Source organism: Rhizobium sp. WSM1274, from assembly GCF_025200775.1.
GTDB classification, from domain to species: Bacteria; Pseudomonadota; Alphaproteobacteria; order Rhizobiales; family Rhizobiaceae; genus Rhizobium; species Rhizobium leguminosarum_I.
In genome coordinates this window covers 1,685,985-1,703,975 of the sequence record NZ_CP104138.1, presented here as the reverse complement: position 1 = coordinate 1,703,975, position 17,991 = coordinate 1,685,985, and the positions used below count along the sequence as shown (strand labels likewise).

Here is a 17,991-nt window from a genome sequence, read left to right as displayed (position 1 = left end):
AAGATTGCAGACTACTCGCTGCGACCGCCATTCTTTGCGCTGTAGACCGATGCGATGAATATCGACTATGTCGCCTGCATCGAAGCATTTGACCCGTGAGGCAGTTCGTGACTTTTGCCTATGACAATCACGCCCTCGACCTGAGGAGCGATGCCGATTTCTTCTTCCTCCTCACCGGAAGTTACCTGCGCGTCACCGGCCGTCGACTTGTCCAGGACGGGCAAGGGCCGGACTGGCTCTATAACGACGCGCCTTTCGTGGTCCTTGCCCACAATACCCTGCCCGACCCGCGCTTCATCTATGCCAACTGCACGGCGCAGACCTGCTTCGAATACAGCTGGGATGAATTCATCACGCTGCCGTCGCGGCTTTCGGCTGAACAGCCCGATCTCGCCGAGCGCCAGCGGCTGCTCGATGCCGTCACGCGTGATGGTTTTGTCGATAATGGCCGCGGTGTCAGGGTCGCGAAATCGGGCCGCCGTTTCTGGGTCGACAACTTCACCGTCTGGCAGCTGATCGATGACGCGGGCAAGCGGTTGGGCCAGGCTGCGATATTCTCTTCATGGCGGGATGCGTAGTTTCTACGGTTTCACGCGGCCGGGATGCGCCGCCTGGAAGGCGGGCAGTTCGGCGCATCTGGCGTCGATGTCGGTGATGCGCCTGAAAGCGGTCATATCTACTCCCCAGCGGCGAGCGTTGTAGACTTGGGGAACGAGACAGAGGTCCGCCATCGTCGGCGCATCTCCAAAGCTGAACGCGCCATCGGCTTCGCCGATCATCGCTTCCAGTTTGCCCAGCCCGTCGGAGATGAAATGTTTCATCCATTCCTCGCGAGCATCGGGCTTATCCGTCATGCTCATCAGATGCGACACGACATGCAGGTTGCAGATCGGATGGATGTCCATAGCGATCGCATAGGCAAGGGCGCGGACTTTCTGGCGATCGACAATATCCGGTGGCAGCAATCCGCATTCCGGCCGGGTCTCGGCGAGATATTCGATGATCGCCAGCGACTGCGTCAGTGTTTTCCCGTCGACCACCAGTGTCGGCACGAAGCCCTGCGGATTGAGCGCCAGATATTCCGGAGTCTTGTGTGCCCCTTCCAACAGGTTGATGGGCACGGTCTGATAATCGATACCCAAAAGATTGAGCGCGATGCGGACGCGATAGCTCGCCGATGATCGCCAGTAGTCGTAAAGGACGACCTCGCTCATTGCGGTTCGGCCCCTTGGTATTTCTCGACAGTCTGCTCGATCGCCCCGAAGATCGAATGGCCGGCCCTATTCTTCATCTCGATGCGAACCTGATCCCCGAACTTCATGAAGGGGGTCTTCGGTGATCCGGTCTCGATCGTCTCGATCATCCTGATTTCGGCAATGCAGGAGTAGCCGTTTCCGCCGCCTTCCACCGGCTTGCCCGGGCCGCCGTCGAGTTTGTTGGAAACCGTCCCCGAGCCGATGATCGTGCCGGCCGCGAGATTGCGGGTTTTGGCGGCGTGCGCGATCAACTGGCCAAAATCGAACGTCATGTCGATGCCGGCATTGGCCTTGCCGAACAGCTTGCCGTTCAAGCTCACCAGCAGCGGGAGATGCAGCTTACCGCCATCCCAGGCCTCTCCGAACTCGTCCGGCGTCACCGCGACCGGAGAAAATGCCGATGCCGGCTTCGACTGGAAAAAACCAAATCCCTTTGCCAGTTCGTCCGGGATTAGACCGCGCAGCGACACGTCGTTGACGAGCATCAGCAGGCGGATGGCGCCGCGCCCGGCCTCCGGGCTGCAACCCACGGCGACGTCGCCGGTAATGACCGCGACCTCGCCTTCCATGTCGATCCCGTAAGCCTCGTCAGCCATCACGATCGGGTCGCGCGGCGCAAGGAAAGCGTCCGACCCGCCCTGATAGATCAGCGGATCTGTCCAGAAGCTCGCCGGCATTTCGGCGCCGCGCGCCTTGCGCACCAGTTCGACATGGTTGACGTAAGCGGAACCATCGGCCCATTGATAGGCCCGCGGCAGAGGTGACGTTGCGTCATGTTCGTGAAACCGGATTGTTGGCTGGGCGCCGGTCTCGACGCCTTCGGCAATCAGCGCAAGCCTCGGAGCCACATGCGCCCAGTCATCGAGTGCTGCCTGCAGGGTTCGGGAAATGTGACCGACCTCGGAACAGCGGGTCAGGTCGCGAGAAACGACGACGAGCCGGCCGTCCCGCGTGGAGTCTTTTAATGTCGCAAGCTTCATGTCCGAAATCCCGTGCCGGAGGATGACTTCACTTGATACCGGGCGTTCCGTCGAACTTGCGTTCCAGGCCATCCCAGCATTCGAGGTAATCATCCTGCAGCGTTTCAAGCTCGGCTGCGTATCTCGTCAGTTGCTGCGGGTACCGGGTTTCGAACATGAAGGCCATGGTGTGATCGAGCTTCACGGGTTTGAGCTCGGTATTGGATGCCTTTTCGAAGGCGAGCGCATCCGGACCGTGGGGAAGCATCATGTTGTGCAGGCTCATGCCGCCCGGCACGAAGCCCTCCTCCTTCGCGTCATACTGGCCGTGGATCAGGCCCATGAATTCGCTCATGATGTTGCGGTGGTACCAGGGCGGACGAAACGTGTGCTCGGCGACCAGCCAGCGCGGCGGAAAGATCACGAAATCGACATTCGCCGTGCCCGCATCTTCGGTGGGCGCGGTCAGCACCGAAAAGATCGACGGATCGGGATGATCGAAGCGGATGGCGCCGACCGGAGAAAATGTCCGCAGGTCGTATTTGAACGGGGCGTAGTTGCCGTGCCAGGCCACCACATCCAGCGGCGAATGGCCGATCTCCGTGACATAGAACTTTCCGCACCACTTCACATGGACGCGGCACGGCGTTTCCTTGTCCTCGAATGCGGCGACAGGCGTCTTGAAATCGCGCGGGTTTGCCAGGCAGTTGGCGCCGATCGGCCCGCGGTCCGGCAGTGTGAATTTCGCGCCGTAGTTCTCGCAGATATAGCCACGCCAGACCGTCTGCCCGCCGCCCTTCATAATCTTGAACATCATGCCGCGGGGGATGAGGCATATTTCCAGGGGCTCGACATCCATGATGCCCATTTCGGTGAACACTCTGATGGCGCCGAGCTGCGGCACGATCAGCAATTCACCATCGGCATTGAAGAAGTAATCGTCGACCATGTCCTCATTGAAGACATAGGCATGGGCTGACATGCCCACCTGGGTGGTGGCATCGCCTGCCGACGTGATGGTCCGCACCCCCTCGAGGAATGTCAGTCTCTCCGCGGGTGCGGGAATGGGATCCCAGCGAAGCTGGCCGAGCGGGAGCGAATGTTCGTCGAGACACGGCGCGGTTTTCCAAAGCGGATAGGACGCGTTGGAGAAGCGGCGGGTGTGACGCACGCTCGGGCGGATGCGGTAGAGCCAGGACCTTTCGTTGGTCCCGCGTGGCGCGGTAAACGGCGAGCCGGAAAGCTGCTCCGCATAGAGACCGTAATTGCATTTCTGCGGGCTGTTCTGGCCTTGCGGCAAGGCGCCGGGAAGTGACTCGGTTTCGAAGTCATTGCCGAACCCCGGCATATATTTCAGCGTGTTTGCCGCCGCGGCTTCACCATCCGACGTCTGGATCGATGTCTGGTCCATGCTCACTCCTCCCCGACAACCCGCAGCGCTGCACGTCTGACAAGGCGCGCAACGCTTTAGAGTTTACTCCGCTGCGGTCCCGATGACACCACGCTTGATCTGATCGGCCTCGATCGACTCGAAAAGAGCCCGGAAATTGCCTTCACCGAATCCTTCGTCGCCCTTGCGCTGGATGAATTCGAAGAAGATCGGGCCGATGACCGTCTTGGAGAAAATCTGCAGCAGGATTTTCGTCATGCCGCCATTCACCACACCTTCGCCATCGATCAGGATGCCGTGCTTCTTCATGCGTTCGACCGGTTCGCTGTGGCCGTTCACGCGTTCATAGGACATGTCGTAATAGGTCTCCGGCGGACCCGGCATGAATCGCAGGCCGTTGTCGGCAAGCCTGTCGGTGGCGTCGTAAATATCCTCCGTTCCAACGGCGATATGCTGAATGCCCTCGCCCTTGTACTTCTTAAGATATTCCTCGATCTGGCTGGTGTCGTCCTTCGATTCATTCAGCGGAATGCGGATTTTGCCACAGGGCGAGGTGATGGCGCGGCTCACCAGACCGGTGATGCGGCCATCGATATCGAAGAAGTGGATCTGCTTGAAATTGAACAGGTTGCGGTAAAAATCCCACCACTTGTCCATGTTGCCGCGGAAGACGTTGTGCGTCAGATGGTCGAGATAATAGAAGCCGATGCCTTCAGGATGCGGGTTGCGCTCGCCGAGCCAATCGAACTCGGCCTCGTAAGCCGATCCCTTGGCACCATAGGTCTCGACGAAATAGAGCAGCGAGCCGCCGATGCCGACGATCGCCGGGACGTCGAGCGTCTTGTCGTGCCCTTCATAGGGAACGGCGCCCTTTGACACAGCATGGTCGAAAGCGTGCTTGGCGTCGACGACACGCCAGGCCATCGATGGGGCGCAGGGACCATGATTTGAGACGAAACGCGCGGCATGGCTGCGTGGTTCGGCGTTCAGGATATAGTTGATGTCACCCTGTCGCCAGACGGTGATGTCTTTCGTCTTGTGTTTGGCAACGGCAACGTAGCCCATGCGTGTGAAGAGCTCGCGCAGCGTCTCGGGCTCGGGATGGGCGAATTCGACAAATTCGAAGCCGTCGGTACCGGCCGGATTGTCGGCGGTGATTTCCGAGGGCGGCGCATCATGCGGGAAAGGACCCATTTTCTTTCCTCCAGAGGAGATGGCATTTGATATGCAAAGTGTGGCCCAAAACGCGTGCAAAGTTCTTGCATTCTTCATGCTCCAGGAAGATATTCTGCACGATCCGTGAGTGTTTTTGGGAATTCGCGCAATGGATGAACCGCTCGACAGATTGGACCTGCGCCTGCTTCAGGAACTTCAAAAGGACGGCAGGCTGACGAACAACGAGCTAGGAGAGCGGATTGCGCTTTCACCGTCGCAATGCTCGCGCCGGCGCACAAGATTGGAGGCTGAAGGATATATCCGCAGCTACCGCGCTTACCTTGATCGGCAGAGGCTGGGTCTCGATATGCTTGTGGTCATTTCCGTGACGCTTGCGACCCACAACAGAGACAATGCCCGCCGATTTTCGCAGCTGATCAATGGACTGCCGGAAGTTCTTGAGGCCTATGCGCTGACCGGTGAAATGGATTATCACCTGACGGTGGCGACCCGCGGCCTCTCCGACCTCTCGAAATTCGTCAACGACGTGCTGTTGCCGCACGAGTCGGTGCAGCACGTGAAGACATCGATCGTGCTCGACACGTTGAAGACATTCGAGGGCTTTCCGGTGCTGATGCCGGGACATTGATGGCGACAACACGACATTGATGTCGACGGCATCGCCCTGCGTAAATATCTAAATCAGAGCGGCAGTTCGGTCGAGAATTTCAGCTCGCGCAGCACGAAGCTCGAGACCACCGTGCGCACATGCGGGTTGCGCATGAGATAGCGGGTCATGAAGGCTTCGTAACTTTCCACGTCGCTTGCTCTTATCTTCAGCATGTAGTCGAAGGCCCCTGACAAGGCGTAGCACTCCATGATCTCCGGCCGCTCCAGCACCATCGAAGCGAAAGAGGCGACCGCCTCCTCGTGGTGATCCTCCAGCGTCACATGCGCGATCACACAGAGCTTGAGATCGAGTTTCCCAGGATCGAGCAGGGTTACCCGCTTGCGGATGACGCCGTCGGCTTCCAGTTCCTGGATCTTCCGCCAGGCCGAGCTCTGCGACATGCCGGCCTTTTCCGCCAGGTCGGCCAGCGAAAGGCTGCCGTCGGCCTGGACGAGTTGCAGAAGCTTGCGGCGAAAATTCCCAGGTTCTTTCATTTTCTGTATCTCGTTCGGGAATATTTTCCACGATTATGGCGACAGCCAGCATGAAAGGAAAGAAAATTCTCCAAATTCGGATCATAATGGCACCAATAGCGCCGTGCATGGGAGGATCAGCACATGACCAAGGAAAGCAGCTACACCGCCAAACTGCCCGGCCCGGATGGTTTGTATGACTACACTCCGGATGAAGATGCGATCTGGGGTGAACTCTACCGGCGTCAGATGACGCTGCTTTCCGACATGGCCTGCCGCGAGTATCTGGACGGCGTCAAAATGCTGGGGCTCAAGCCCGACAAGGTGCCTCAGCTTCTCGATGTGAACAGACGCCTGAACGAGACCACCGGCTTCGGCGTCGAAGGCGTGCCGGCGCTCATTCCGCCCTCGCGCTTTTACGAGCTTCTGTCGCAAGGCAAATTCCCGCTCGCAACCTTCCTGCGCCGTCGCGAGCATATCGACTATATAGAGGAACCGGACCTGTTCCACGAGGTTTTCGGCCATTGCCCCATGCTTACCAACCAGAGCTATGCTAATTTCGTCCGGCATTTCGGCGAAACGGCCGTTCGCCTCGGCAAGGGCTATTCATGGCATCTGTTCCGGATCTTCTGGTTCACCGTCGAATTCGGCCTGATCAACACGCCGCAGGGCCGCCGCTGCTTCGGCGCGGGCATAGTCTCATCGCCCAGCGAAGCGAAGGCGGCAATGGAAGGCAAGGCATGCGAATTCCGGCCGTTCGATCTGCTGAGCGTGCTCCGGACGCCCTACCGGATCGATATCCTCCAGCCGATCTATTATGTAATCGACGGCTTCGCCGATCTTGAAGCGATCGTGGAGCAGGATATCGAGGGCACGATCCTCAAGGCCAAGTCGCTGGGTGATTTCGCCCCCGCTTTCGAAGCCAAAGCGTCGTGAGTTCGGATGATAGGCCGGGATCCCTACATAAGAAGCGTTTCGTGGTCGCAAATCAAAGGGCTTGCGACCACGACCTGAATTTGTCAGCCTGGCCACCTCAGTCGTCACTCACGCAGCATTCGAACCGGCCGTAGACTGCTTGGCGAGTAGTTTGACCAGGGCCTGCGCCCCGGCAGTCGAAGAAGCCGGGTTCTGTCCGGTGATCAACCGGCCGTCCGTAATGGCGAAGCTCTGCCAGTTCGGCGCTTTTTCATAGAGTCCGCCGAGCCGCTTCAATTCATCTTCGACCAGGAACGGCACAACGTCGGTGAGTTGAACCTCTTCCTCTTCGCTGTTCGCAAACCCTGTGACGCGTTTACCTTTGACGATCGGCGCGCCGTTATATGTCACCCGATGCAGCACCCCAGGTGCATGGCAGACGGCGGCAACCGGCTTACCGGAATTATAGAAGGACTCGATCAGGGAGATCGAATCCGGGTTGTCGACCAGATCCCACATCGGTCCGTGGCCGCCCGGATAGAATACCGCGTCGAAGTCCTCCGAGCGCATGTCCGCCAGCTTCAAGGTGTTGGCGAAATCCTTCTGCGCCGCTGCGTCCTGCTTGAAGCGAGTCATCGCCTCCGTCTGGTTTTCCGGCAGATCGCTCTTCGGATCGACCGGCGGCTGACCGGCTTTGGGCGAGGCGAGGACGAGTTCAACGCCGGCATCGCGAAAGACATAGTAGGGTGCAGCTCCTTCTTCGAGCCAGAAGCCCGTCTTCCGGCCGGTGCTACCAAGAATGTCATGGGACGTAAACACCATCAGGATCTTCATCTGTCGACTCCTTCTTGTTCGACCGCAGTCAGAACCGGCTGCGTGAGGAGAAGTATGGCAAGTTTCCGCTCGTACAACAGTTACACCTTGGTATCGGCGATACCTTGGTATTGGCTTCCCTTCGCCCTGCCCCCAAAAATCAAGCGTTGGTAGTCGGCAAGCATCTTGGGGTCTTCGACCGAACCGTGGTGGTGGAGTTGCCGCCAGACGTCGTTCCTTCGAACGAACCAGCGTGTCGTGCGAAAGGCGACATCGAGCCTCTCCTCAGGTGTTTCGCATCGACCTCTTTCGCGGCCGACAAAGAGGTGCCAGTCTTCTCCGCCCTGGCTCGTGAAGTCGTGGAACGCCACCTGGACCTTCGCCTGACCTTCGAAAAGCCTGGAATACCCCTCGGCAATCGCGCCCCAACCGCGTCGGATTCCGCCGATGGGATTGTCCATGCTCGGAGCGTCGCCCTCGACCCATATAGCTTCCAGCGCCGTCATGTCGGCAGCGTTGAACGCCCTGTAGAACTCTATCAGCGCGTCTAGAGGACCGTCGCCGGTCTTCGCCTCGTTTCCCGTTATCTCTCGAAGATACCTCTGCATGTCAGAACCTCTTTCCGTTTGGTTTCAAAGGAGCGCCGGCCTGGGCTGGCTTGCTGAGGATGCGGAAAGAAAAAAGCGGATTCCATTAGACGATGGTGTCGTCAACGCGCGGAGTCGGTTTCCTCCGGTGATTAGCGCTCGGTCTCGCCATCCGACCCAAAGGTATCGGCGACACCTTCGTACAATAGGCGGCGACCGGTTTTGGCGAGATGTTCTTGCCAGAACGGTGACGGAATTTTCGAAACCGTTCCCGGCTGAAGGCCGGCATCAGCACACAACTCGCGATCGAGGCAGCGCCCGGCCATTGGTGGTGGGCGGCTGGTCGGTGCGTACCAATAACGGAGGCGGAAATGAGCCTGCACAAGACAGTGGTGATCACCGGCGCATCCCAAGGGATCGGCGCCGGCCTCGTGAAGACCTTCCTCGATAAGGGATACAATGTCGTCGGGACGTCGAGACGCATCAGCGAGACGACCGCGTTCGAGCGCGATAACAGGCTGGCGTTGATCGACGGCGATGTCGCCGATCCAGAGACCGCCGAGCGTGTGGCGCAGCGGGCCGTCGAGCGGTTCGGGTCGATCGACGCGCTGGTCAATAACGCCGGCATTTTCGTCACCAAGCCTTTCCTCGACTACACGATCGATGACTTTCGACGCCTCACAGCGACCAACGTCGAAGGCTTCCTTCACTTCACTAAGTCCGCTGTCAGGCAGATGCTTCGTCAGAAGTCGGGAGGAAGCGTCGTCACCATCACGTCGTCGCTGACAGATCATCCCATCGCCGGCGTGACGGCGTCCGTGCCGATGATCACGAAAGGCGGCCTCAATGCCATCACCAAGAGCCTGGCGCTGGAATTCGCCAGGGATAACATCCGGGTTAATGCAGTGTCGCCGGGTGTGGTCGATACGCCGCTGCATGCGACGAACCCAAAAGATTATCTCAAATCGCTTTCGCCGATGGGAACGATCACGGCCGTCCAGGAGATCGTCGACGGTGTCGTCTATCTGACCGAGTCAGCGAATATCACCGGGGAGGTGCTGCACGTCGACAACGGCGCACATTTGGGAAAATGGTAGGCCGCGACTCGGAGGGGCGCCTGCAGGAACTGGGGATCGTGCTGCCTCCCCCGCCGATGCCTTTCGGCGCCTATGTCGAGGCGATCCAGTCAGGGCCGCTGCTGTTCCTGAGCGGCATGCTTCCGGTGGTCGGCCACGATCCCGTCTACTTCGGGCGGGTCGGCGAGGAGCTTTCCACCCTTCAAGGCTATGATGCCGCGCGCACCGCCTGCCTCAGCGGCATCGCGGCCGCGAGGTCGCACCTGGGATCGTTGAACTCGGTTCGTCGTATTTCCAAGCTCGGCGTCTATATCGCGACATCCCACGCGTTCCGCGAACATCCGAAGGTGGCAGACGGCGCCTCCGAGCTTCTGCTCGACATCTTCGGAGCGGAAAGGATTCCGCCGCGTATCGTTCTCGGCGTCACCAGCATCCCGCTCGGAATGCCCGTCGAAATCGAACTCATTCTTGAAATTGAGCCCTAGCGGAGGAATTCGCTGACCAAGCCCAGACATGGAGACAATCATGACACTCACATCATCGAAAGGGTTGCGGCCCCGACGCGCTCTCGCCGTCGTCGCCGCGTCATCCACGTTTCTGACAGCCTCGGCGGTCCTGATGCTGCCGGCGCTTGCGCTCTCCGGCCAGTCGCCACTCAAGCCGGACAGCACGCTACAATCAAAGCCCGGGTCCGAAACACCACACAAATCCCAGATCAAAGTGGACAGGCGGACGCCTGCCTATTGGCGGGTGACATTCGACAACCCTCCGTTCAATATATTCGGTCCGGAGACCATTCCGCAGCTCGAGAAGGTTATCGCCGACATCGAGACCGATCCGAAACTCAGGGTCGTCGTGTTCGACAGCGACGTGCCGGGCTTTTTTCTGACCCATTACAATTTCACGCCGCCTCTGGAGGAGTCGACGAGCCTTCCCTCAGGGCGCACCGGCCTTCACCCGCTTCCCGACATGCTGGTGCGATTGAGCAAGGCGCCGGTCGTATCGATCGCTTTGATCCGTGGGCGCGCCACCGGGGTCGGAAGCGAGCTCGCCCTGGCAAGCGACATGCGCTTTGCGAGCCGGGAAAAGGCCATTCTATCACAATGGGAGGTCGGCGCCGGCTTCGTCCCGGGCGGCGGCCCCATGGCACGGCTTCCCAGGCTGATGGGCCGAGGGCGCGCGCTTGAAGTCCTGCTCGGATCCGACGACATCAACGGCGAACTGGCCGAGCAGTATGGTTACGTGAACCGCTCGTTCGCAGACGACAAGCTCGATCCCTTCGTCAACTCGCTTGCAGCGCGCATCTCTGGATTTGACCGGGGAGCCATCGCGGATACGAAACGGCTGGTCGATTTCGCCAGCCTGCCGACCGACCCGGAAATCGGTGCCGGCTGGGACGCCTTCATTTCTTCGGTCCAGCGCCCCATCGCGCAAAAGAACATCGGCAGGTTGATGGAGATGGGCCTGCAGACGAACCCCGACATCGAGTCCAGCCTCGGCCATTACACGCAGACTTTGGCCGACAAGTAGGCTGAAGAGACCGCAATATTCGGTAACGGTGTCCCTGTGATGCCACAGAATCCACTTCACGGGCATCGCAGGCCTTGGCTCGCGAGCCTGCACATCACCATGAACAACGGAGAAATGACATGCGCAGCGTTGAGAACCAGATCGTCGATTCAAGCTTTTCCGCCATCATCAATGCCCCGATCGAGAAGATCGACATTCCTCAATGGTGCTTCGCCTTATCCGAGAAGGACTATCAGGGTTGCTCTCCAGCCCACATCACGGCTGGCTTCACCACGACGCCGGACGGCAGACGGATGTCGATCAATGTCGAGACCATCGGCGGCAGTCTGATGGTCCAGCATTATGTCGAGACGCTCGGCGAGAGGGATCATCTGATCCTCGACTCCGACTCGGACGTGTTCACACCGTCGGGACGTACAACCATCCATGTGACCTGGGAACTAAGCGCCAAGAGGCTCGATGACGCGAAATGCGAGTTCACCAACCGCGTCAGGTCCTACGCTACTGACGAGATGCTTGCCTTCCTCGACCGCCAGGGGATTCCATTCGACATCTTCCGGACGCAACGCCAGCCGATGTCCATTGCCCATAACAAGGGCGAGACGCCGCTTTTCGCCGCAAGCATAGAGCGCGCCGCGCTTCGCAACGACTGATCACCTAAATCCAGTTGCCGCACGGAGAGCACCATGAAACCTCTATCATATGATCCAAATAATACCGGCCTCGTGGTCGTCGACCCCTACAATGACTTCATTCCCGAGGGCGGAAAGATCTGGCCTCGGATCAAGGACGTGGCGGAAGCGAACAACTGCGTGCCACACATGCAGCAGGTCCTGTCCGCAGCGCGTGCTGCGAAGCTTCGCATCTTTTTCGCCATGCATCACCGGTACCGGGAAGGCGATTATGAGAACTGGAAATTCGTGGCGCCGATCCAGCGCGCTGCGTGGCACCGTAAAAGTTTCGAGTTAGGGACCTGGGGCGGAGAATTCCGTGCCGAGTTCGTTCCGGCCAAAGGCGAGATCGTCGCCTCGGAGCACTGGTGTTCAAGCGGATTTGCCAACACCGATCTCGATTTGCAGCTGAAGCGACACGGCATCGAGAGGATCATCGTCATCGGGCTGGTCGCTCACACCTGCATCGAAGCCACGGTCCGCTTTGCCGCCGAACTCGGCTACGACGTCACGGTGGTAAGGGACGCCGTTGCCGACTACTCGCACGAGATGATGCACGCGGCGTTGGAAATCAACATGCCCAACTACGCCAGCGCCATCGTGAATACGAGCGATGTTGTCGGAGCGCTTGCAGCGTGACAGGCACGTCGCGCGGCGCCAAAGCGGCCCTCTGCGGACACACTCCGCCGAGGGCGAGCGCACGCCTTAAGTGTGAACAAAGGCGCTTGGTCTGTTCTGTCGGACAAACGAAGGCGTTTCTTGCGTGCGGACATCACAGGCGTTCGGCACGGCCTTCATCGACCATCGCCGATTATCGCAGCAACGATCGAACCGACACCATGGGACAACGGACGGCCGCACTGGGCTGACGCATCGTTCGCTGCGTCAAGGGCACTGCCCATCACGCTCATTACGGGAGAATTGAAAATGTCCATCCAGGAACCCAACAGGACTGCCGCAGAGAAGGTGCATGACGTCGACATGAAGCTCGAAGTCGTGGTTATTCCGGTTTCCGACGTCGATCGCGCAAAGGCCTTCTACACCGGGCTTGGCTGGAGGCTGGACGCCGACGTTTCCGGCGCGAGCGGGTTCCGGGTGGTTCAGGTGACGCCGCCTGGCTCGCCGTGCTCGGTGATCTTCGGCAGCGGCGTCACCTCCGCCAAGCCGGGTTCCGCGCAAGGCCTTCATCTGATCGTTTCCGACATCGAGATGGCTCACGCGGCGCTGGCCGCCCGAGGTGCCGCGATGAGCGGTGTCTTTCATGATGTCGGCGGCGTTTTCCATCATCAGGACGACGAGGGTCGTCTTGCTGGACCGCATCCAACTCGCGGGAGCTACTCATCTTTCGCATCGTTCAGCGATCCCGATGGAAACGGCTGGCTCTTCCAGGAGGTGACGGCCAGGCTGCCAGGGCGCATCGACGCCACCGGCGCGGCATTCTCATCGGAGAGCGACCTTGCAAGCGCCTTGCGCCGTGCCGCGGCTGCCCACGGCGAACACGAGAAGCGCACCGGCGGCAATCATGATGAGAACTGGCCGGACTGGTATGCGCAGTACATGATCGCCGAGCGCTCAGGACGGCCGTTGCCCGACTGATGGCTCATTTTGTACTGCCGACATGTGCCATGGGAGCCTTCGAAGAGTGCTTCCGGCTGCTGAGAGCAAGGCCGCAGCAACTGTTGCGATCGAAGCTGGATTGGGGCCGCCATCTGCGATGATGGCGGCCTTTTCTTTTGCCATGTTCGAACTCCCCGTTCCAATGGAACATCGGGCGCGGCCTCGCCCAGTTCGCTCGAATTTTAGCCGACCGGACGAGCGAGAGATGCCCGCTTTGATGACGACATCAACGAGCCTCGTTGCTCCCAATGTCGGCCTGTTCGACACGCTCCAAAGGCCCTTTTTGCCATCCGTATTCGGAACCGATCCAATGGTATCGGCAACACCTTGGTGCAATAGAACCTCACTTCCGCACATGAGAGCTTTGGCGCGTCGAAATTCTGAACCCAGGAGACCCCCATGTCATCCATCTCATCCCCAGTCACTCGCCGCACTTTTTTGGCAACCGCCGCGGCCGCGGGCGCGCTCAGCATCCTTCCAGCCTCAATCGCCCTAGCCAAAGCCGGTGGAGAGGAAATTCGTCCCTTCACATACAAGGCAACCGATGCCCAACTCGACGATCTCCGTCGCCGCATCGAAGCAACGCGCTTTCCGGAGCGCGAGATCGTCGATGACAATACCCAGGGCGTTCAGTCCGCGACCATCGAAAAGCTCGCCAGGTATTGGGCCAAGGACTATGACTGGCGAAAGGTCGAAGCCAGGCTGAACGCCCTGCCCCAGTTCACCACCAAGATCGACGGAGTGGACATCCACTTCATCCATGTGAAGGCCAAGCGCGACGGCACCTTGCCCATCATAGTGACACATGGATGGCCGGGGTCGATCATCGAGCAGATGAAGATCATCGAGCCCCTTACCAATCCGACTGCACACGGCGGCTCGGCGTCGGACGCTTTCGACGTCGTCATCCCTTCAATTCCGGGCTACGGCTTTTCCGGAAAGCCGACCGAAAGGGGCTGGGATCCCATCCGGATCGCGCATGCCTGGATCGAACTCATGAAACGCCTCGGCTACTCGAAATATGTCGCTCAAGGCGGCGACTGGGGCGACGCCGTGACTGAGCAGATGGCACTGATCGCCCCGCCGGAACTGGTCGGCATCCACGTTAATATGCCGGCCACCGTTCCGGAAGATATCGCCGCCGCGCTCCGGCCGGGAGGCACCAAGCCTGCAGGACTGTCGGCCGACGAGGAACACGCCTACAACCAGCTCGATGATTTCTACAAGCATGGGCTCGGCTACGCGATCGAAATGGCAAACCGTCCGCAGACCTTGGTCGGGATCGCGGATTCACCCGTCGGCCTTGCCGCGTGGATGATCGATCACGATATCCGGAGCTACGAGGTGATCGCCCGCGTCTTCGACGGCGAGACGGAAGGCCTGACACGAGAGGATATCCTTGACAACGTGACCCTCTACTGGCTCACGAACACGGCCGTCTCGTCGGCACGCCTTTACTGGGAGAACAAGCTTGAATTCTTCGCTGTGAAGAATGTCAAGATTCCAGTGGCGGTCAGCGTATTTCCTGACGAAATCTATGCGGCGCCCCGGAGCTGGACCGAGCGGGCCTACCCGAACCTGATACACTACAACAGGCTCGCGAAGGGCGGGCACTTCGCAGCTTGGGAGCAGACGGCGGTGTTCTGCCAAGAGCTTCGCACTGCGTTCCGTTCAGTCAGAACGTAAACCCATTTCAGACGCCTGCCTGGTCGCCGGTTTTCCGGCGGCCTTGCTCCATGTGTTGACATGGACGTGGGTCCATATCTGATTTCGGTTGCGACGCAGGGACTGTCGTGCAGCGATTTTCGGCTTTCGTTTCAGCCCAGACCGTCGATCAGCATCTTTGCTCGTGACAGTTTGACGCTGGAAAATCCTTCCGTGAACTGCTGGTAGATCGGAAGGAGGATATTGCGAGCCGATCCACCTCCACCATTGCGATCGAGGAACTCGACCAGGCTGGTTCCTGCTGAAATTTGCCAGTAAATTCCGCCTTGCGCAGAGGCCTGGTGCATTGCCTGTTGGTACAAGCTTTGGACATCAGAGGCGTTGCTGATATCCTGGGTGGCTAATATCTCGCCCTTCTTTCTCAAAATCTCGGGCACCATCCACCGATAGCCTTTTTGCTCTGAAAAATGCAGAGCATTTCCGATTTCCTGAAGCGCCTCATTGAAACGACCGGCTGCCTGCAACGCAGACGCCAGCTCGCATAAGAAAAAAGGATAAAAAAGCAGGTAGGCGGCTTCACGCATTTCACCAATGCCGGATCGAAGCGCGTCAATTCCATTCATAGGATCGCCCGATCGAGCCGCCAGACTTCCCTTCACGCATAGGCCAACCGCGTGAAAAGGGCGCAGGCCATGCTGCAACGCGTGGTCGAGCAACTCTTCGCCGTATTCCTTGGCTCGATGCACCTCGTCAAGGCTTAGTGAAACGAAGGCAGCCGACCACGCGAGAGCAACACATACGACGAATGGCTGCCTTGTTTCGCGTGCTTCCCGGATCGACTCCTCAGCCGTTCGAACCGCCGCGTCCAACTGACCGCGTGAGATCAGGTTCACCGTGTTGTGGGCCATGGCGGACGTCCGAACGTCGGCACCCAGCCTCAGCATATCTTTGCGGCGATTGTCGAAGGGGAAATGCCTCGCCGCCCAATCAAGCCGTTCGCCAGCTTCCTGGTGCTCCGCCTGATAAGTTTGAGGGATTCCCACCAGCCATGCGGCCGTAGCCCGGGACTGTATGTCTCGTCCCTTGACGACGTGCTCGTATTCACGCGCAAACACCAGCGCGTCTTCCAATTCCATCGATCGGGCGGAGAACAGCCAAAGTGCGCATGTCACGCGCTGCTGGTAATCAAAGTCATCGAATGCCTTTGCCAGCGACAAGGCACCGGTCAGCACGTCCCTGCCGCGATGGCTCATGCCCCGGGTGTAAATCAGCGCGAATCCGAGAGCGCATCGCAGGACCATCTCGGTGCGGCTTCCGCTCTCCTCGCCGATCTGTTCGAGCGCTTTTTCCGCCCAGTCGCCCGCCTCGGAAACGAGCGACATGGCAGTCCAGAAGTCGCTCGTGGTGGCGGCGAGCCTTGCGCCCAGAATTCCGTCCCCATCGGGCGAGAGAGCCCATCTCAGCGCGGCACGCAGATTGTCGATCTCCCGGCGATAGCGAGCAATATCTTCGATCGCAGCCTGAAGATGGCTTTCCTCTGAAAACGGCTGAAAGAACGACAGAAAGTACTTCGCCAGCCGACGCATGGCGCGTTGGTAGTGGTCGCGGACCCCGAGCTTTTCGCGCGCGTAGACTCGCACGGTTTCGAGGAGACGCCAGCGAGGACCTGTTTCCGCTCCTTCGAATGTCACCAGAGACTTCGAGACGAGATTAGAAATAGCCAGAGCCGTTTCCGCCTCGGTTTCCCCACTCACCGCCACGGCGGCATCCAGTGTAAAGCCGGCCGGGAAGATCGCCAGATTGCAAAGCAGCTGGCGTTCGGCTTCCGGCAGCAATTCATAGCTCCAGTCCAGCGCCGCGCGGAGTGTCTGATGGCGAGGCAGAGCGGTCCTACGTCCGCCGGTGAGAAGTACAAAGCGGTCATCCAACCGACCAGCGATCTGTTGGAGGCCCAAGGTCGCAGCGCGAGCTGCGGCAAATTCGATGGCAAGGGGAATTCCATCCAGATGCCGACATATCGACGCGATGGCAGACAGCCTTTCCTGGCTTGGCGAAAAATCCCATAGCAAGGCCCGGGTGCGAGCAATGAAGAGCTGGACCGCACTATGTTCCAGAGCGTTGCCGAGATCCTCGCTCGCCGGAACCTCGAGCGGGGGCACGCGATAAGCGAATTCGCCCTCGATACGGAGAAGCTCTCGGCTTGTCGCGAGCACCGATACGTTCTGGCAAGCACGCACGATCGCCTCGACCATAGCGGCGGCGGCGTCGATGACGTGTTCGCAATTGTCGATCACCAACAACATCTTCTTCGTGCCGATGGCGCGGGCCACCAGCTCTGCGGAAATGTCGTCTCCCTGAAGATGCAAATCGAGGGCTTGAGCCAGCGTTGTGGGAACGAGGCCCGGATCCGACAGGGATACAAGTTCGACGAAGAAGGCGTTGCCGTCCAGCGATGGCAGCAAACGACGGGCGATTTCCGATGCAAGTACGGTCTTTCCGATACCGCCGGGGCCGGTCAGCGTCACAACTCGGTAGGCAGAAGTCAGGTTCAGGACTTGGGTAATCGTCGTCTCGCGGCCTACCAGATCAGACGTCGAGGCCGGAATATTCGTAAAGAACGAATTCTCAGTCGACCGCGGTTGGATAGCCGGCGTCGGCATCGGCGCGTGTGCCGGTTTACGATGGCACGTCCACTCGCCAAGGATACGATAGCCTCGACCAGAAATGGTCTTCAGCAAATTCCTATCTTTTCCGAGCGCCTTGCGAATTGCCGATATGTGAACTTGAATCGTATTGTCTTCGACGATGAGTCCGGGCCAGACACGCTTCATAAGGTCGTCTTTGGATACAATATCGCCTTCCGAAACCACAAGTGTTTCCAGGATTTCGAAGGCCCGACTGCCAATGGGTACTGGCGCTCCCATGGCACGCAGCTCTCGCTTCGCGAGGTCAAGCTCCCAACCGCAGAACTCGAAAAGGCCTAGCTCGATCTGTCCCAAAGCGCTCTCTCATCCATCCAGGCAATGGTATTTAGGACCATAAAGCCACAGGAACGACCCCTATTCCAAGGGCACAGGGCCGCGCTCCAAAGCAGCGATTCAGATTTTTTCAGAAACTCTCATAGCACTTAAGTGCCATTTTGAATCGCTATCCGCTAAAAGAAATTCCAGCAGCGATCGCGACGATCAACACTCGGACGCGAGTACAATTCATT

The 17,991-nt window shown here is 59.2% G+C and carries 18 protein-coding genes; 10 read left to right on the top strand and 8 right to left on the bottom strand.

Annotated elements, in window-relative coordinates:
• Positions 1 to 107 precede the first annotated feature (107 nt).
• The gene (locus N2600_RS08650) at positions 108 to 578 is read left to right on the top strand and encodes an MEKHLA domain-containing protein (protein WP_222409805.1); all 471 of its coding nucleotides are present in this window, start codon (positions 108 to 110) and stop codon (positions 576 to 578) included.
• Between the two features lie 3 nt (positions 579 to 581).
• Here the strand turns inward: N2600_RS08650 and maiA are convergent, their stop codons facing one another.
• From maiA to hppD, 4 genes are all read right to left on the bottom strand, one after another.
• Complete coding sequence (maiA, locus tag N2600_RS08645) at positions 582 to 1,214, bottom strand: maleylacetoacetate isomerase (RefSeq protein WP_260298608.1); 633 nt, start codon at positions 1,212 to 1,214, stop codon at positions 582 to 584.
• Positions 1,211 to 2,236, bottom strand: a complete 1,026-nt coding sequence (locus N2600_RS08640; RefSeq protein WP_260298607.1) for a fumarylacetoacetate hydrolase family protein — start codon at positions 2,234 to 2,236, stop codon at positions 1,211 to 1,213. Before N2600_RS08640 ends, maiA begins: the two co-directional genes overlap by 4 nt.
• A gap of 28 nt (positions 2,237 to 2,264) precedes the next feature.
• Positions 2,265 to 3,626: a homogentisate 1,2-dioxygenase gene (gene hmgA, locus N2600_RS08635; RefSeq protein ID WP_260298606.1), complete on the bottom strand. Its 1,362-nt coding sequence runs from the start codon at positions 3,624 to 3,626 to the stop codon at positions 2,265 to 2,267.
• A 63-nt stretch (positions 3,627 to 3,689) separates the two neighbouring features.
• Positions 3,690 to 4,799, bottom strand: coding sequence for a 4-hydroxyphenylpyruvate dioxygenase (gene hppD, locus N2600_RS08630; protein ID WP_260298605.1), 1,110 nt, complete (start codon positions 4,797 to 4,799; stop codon positions 3,690 to 3,692).
• 130 nt (positions 4,800 to 4,929) lie between these two features.
• On the opposite strand from hppD, the gene N2600_RS08625 reads away from it, so the two are divergent.
• Positions 4,930 to 5,409, top strand: coding sequence for an Lrp/AsnC family transcriptional regulator (locus N2600_RS08625; protein ID WP_017963960.1), 480 nt, complete (start codon positions 4,930 to 4,932; stop codon positions 5,407 to 5,409).
• 53 nt (positions 5,410 to 5,462) lie between these two features.
• Here N2600_RS08625 and N2600_RS08620 read toward each other — a convergent pair whose 3' ends face one another.
• A complete protein-coding gene (locus N2600_RS08620) occupies positions 5,463 to 5,924 on the bottom strand; it encodes an Lrp/AsnC family transcriptional regulator (protein ID WP_012757075.1) in 462 nt (153 codons plus the stop codon).
• A 123-nt stretch (positions 5,925 to 6,047) separates the two neighbouring features.
• Between N2600_RS08620 and N2600_RS08615 the strand changes: the two genes are divergently transcribed.
• Positions 6,048 to 6,839 (top strand): phenylalanine 4-monooxygenase, encoded by a 792-nt coding sequence (locus N2600_RS08615; protein WP_260298604.1) that lies wholly within the window; start codon positions 6,048 to 6,050, stop codon positions 6,837 to 6,839.
• Between the two features lie 108 nt (positions 6,840 to 6,947).
• Here N2600_RS08615 and N2600_RS08610 read toward each other — a convergent pair whose 3' ends face one another.
• Together N2600_RS08610 and N2600_RS08605 are read right to left on the bottom strand one after the other, a co-directional pair.
• The gene (locus N2600_RS08610; RefSeq protein WP_162118404.1) at positions 6,948 to 7,652 is read right to left on the bottom strand and encodes a type 1 glutamine amidotransferase domain-containing protein; all 705 of its coding nucleotides are present in this window, start codon (positions 7,650 to 7,652) and stop codon (positions 6,948 to 6,950) included.
• Between the two features lie 80 nt (positions 7,653 to 7,732).
• Entirely contained in the window at positions 7,733 to 8,239 is a 507-nt protein-coding gene (locus tag N2600_RS08605) for a YybH family protein (RefSeq protein ID WP_222383760.1), read from the bottom strand.
• A 350-nt stretch (positions 8,240 to 8,589) separates the two neighbouring features.
• On the opposite strand from N2600_RS08605, the gene N2600_RS08600 reads away from it, so the two are divergent.
• The 7 genes from N2600_RS08600 (at position 8,590) to N2600_RS08570 (ending at position 14,798) form a co-directional block, all read left to right on the top strand.
• A complete protein-coding gene (locus N2600_RS08600; RefSeq protein WP_222383759.1) occupies positions 8,590 to 9,315 on the top strand; it encodes an SDR family NAD(P)-dependent oxidoreductase in 726 nt (241 codons plus the stop codon).
• Positions 9,309 to 9,779 (top strand): RidA family protein, encoded by a 471-nt coding sequence (locus N2600_RS08595; RefSeq protein WP_222383758.1) that lies wholly within the window; start codon positions 9,309 to 9,311, stop codon positions 9,777 to 9,779. Before N2600_RS08600 ends, N2600_RS08595 begins: the two co-directional genes overlap by 7 nt.
• A gap of 40 nt (positions 9,780 to 9,819) precedes the next feature.
• Positions 9,820 to 10,824: an enoyl-CoA hydratase/isomerase family protein gene (locus N2600_RS08590; protein WP_260298603.1), complete on the top strand. Its 1,005-nt coding sequence runs from the start codon at positions 9,820 to 9,822 to the stop codon at positions 10,822 to 10,824.
• 119 nt (positions 10,825 to 10,943) lie between these two features.
• Positions 10,944 to 11,477, top strand: coding sequence for a hypothetical protein (locus N2600_RS08585; RefSeq protein ID WP_162118399.1), 534 nt, complete (start codon positions 10,944 to 10,946; stop codon positions 11,475 to 11,477).
• 33 nt (positions 11,478 to 11,510) lie between these two features.
• The gene (locus tag N2600_RS08580; protein ID WP_260298602.1) at positions 11,511 to 12,134 is read left to right on the top strand and encodes an isochorismatase family cysteine hydrolase; all 624 of its coding nucleotides are present in this window, start codon (positions 11,511 to 11,513) and stop codon (positions 12,132 to 12,134) included.
• A gap of 288 nt (positions 12,135 to 12,422) precedes the next feature.
• Positions 12,423 to 13,091 carry a VOC family protein gene (locus N2600_RS08575; protein WP_222290471.1) on the top strand — a complete coding sequence of 223 codons (669 nt, stop codon included), beginning with the start codon at positions 12,423 to 12,425 and terminating at the stop codon, positions 13,089 to 13,091.
• A gap of 420 nt (positions 13,092 to 13,511) precedes the next feature.
• Positions 13,512 to 14,798, top strand: a complete 1,287-nt coding sequence (locus N2600_RS08570) for an epoxide hydrolase family protein (RefSeq protein ID WP_260298601.1) — start codon at positions 13,512 to 13,514, stop codon at positions 14,796 to 14,798.
• Between the two features lie 131 nt (positions 14,799 to 14,929).
• On the opposite strand, the gene N2600_RS08565 is transcribed toward N2600_RS08570, so the two are convergent.
• Positions 14,930 to 17,776 carry an ATP-binding protein gene (locus tag N2600_RS08565; RefSeq protein ID WP_222383753.1) on the bottom strand — a complete coding sequence of 949 codons (2,847 nt, stop codon included), beginning with the start codon at positions 17,774 to 17,776 and terminating at the stop codon, positions 14,930 to 14,932.
• Positions 17,777 to 17,991: the final 215 nt, after the last annotated feature.

What these genes read in the sequence shown, in the direction of transcription:
- N2600_RS08595 (WP_222383758.1), top strand. Translation starts at nt 9,309, where the DNA reads ATGGTAGGCCGCGACTCGGAGGGGCGCCTGCAGGAACTGGGGATCGTG.
- N2600_RS08575 (WP_222290471.1), top strand. Translation starts at nt 12,423, where the DNA reads ATGTCCATCCAGGAACCCAACAGGACTGCCGCAGAGAAGGTGCATGAC.
- N2600_RS08570 (WP_260298601.1), top strand. Translation starts at nt 13,512, where the DNA reads ATGTCATCCATCTCATCCCCAGTCACTCGCCGCACTTTTTTGGCAACC.
- maiA (WP_260298608.1), bottom strand. Translation starts at nt 1,214, where the DNA reads ATGAGCGAGGTCGTCCTTTACGACTACTGGCGATCATCGGCGAGCTAT.
- N2600_RS08580 (WP_260298602.1), top strand. Translation starts at nt 11,511, where the DNA reads ATGAAACCTCTATCATATGATCCAAATAATACCGGCCTCGTGGTCGTC.
- N2600_RS08590 (WP_260298603.1), top strand. Translation starts at nt 9,820, where the DNA reads ATGACACTCACATCATCGAAAGGGTTGCGGCCCCGACGCGCTCTCGCC.
- N2600_RS08640 (WP_260298607.1), bottom strand. Translation starts at nt 2,236, where the DNA reads ATGAAGCTTGCGACATTAAAAGACTCCACGCGGGACGGCCGGCTCGTC.
- hppD (WP_260298605.1), bottom strand. Translation starts at nt 4,799, where the DNA reads ATGGGTCCTTTCCCGCATGATGCGCCGCCCTCGGAAATCACCGCCGAC.
- N2600_RS08600 (WP_222383759.1), top strand. Translation starts at nt 8,590, where the DNA reads ATGAGCCTGCACAAGACAGTGGTGATCACCGGCGCATCCCAAGGGATC.
- N2600_RS08585 (WP_162118399.1), top strand. Translation starts at nt 10,944, where the DNA reads ATGCGCAGCGTTGAGAACCAGATCGTCGATTCAAGCTTTTCCGCCATC.
- N2600_RS08610 (WP_162118404.1), bottom strand. Translation starts at nt 7,652, where the DNA reads ATGAAGATCCTGATGGTGTTTACGTCCCATGACATTCTTGGTAGCACC.
- N2600_RS08625 (WP_017963960.1), top strand. Translation starts at nt 4,930, where the DNA reads ATGGATGAACCGCTCGACAGATTGGACCTGCGCCTGCTTCAGGAACTT.
- N2600_RS08615 (WP_260298604.1), top strand. Translation starts at nt 6,048, where the DNA reads ATGACCAAGGAAAGCAGCTACACCGCCAAACTGCCCGGCCCGGATGGT.
- N2600_RS08605 (WP_222383760.1), bottom strand. Translation starts at nt 8,239, where the DNA reads ATGCAGAGGTATCTTCGAGAGATAACGGGAAACGAGGCGAAGACCGGC.
- N2600_RS08620 (WP_012757075.1), bottom strand. Translation starts at nt 5,924, where the DNA reads ATGAAAGAACCTGGGAATTTTCGCCGCAAGCTTCTGCAACTCGTCCAG.
- hmgA (WP_260298606.1), bottom strand. Translation starts at nt 3,626, where the DNA reads ATGGACCAGACATCGATCCAGACGTCGGATGGTGAAGCCGCGGCGGCA.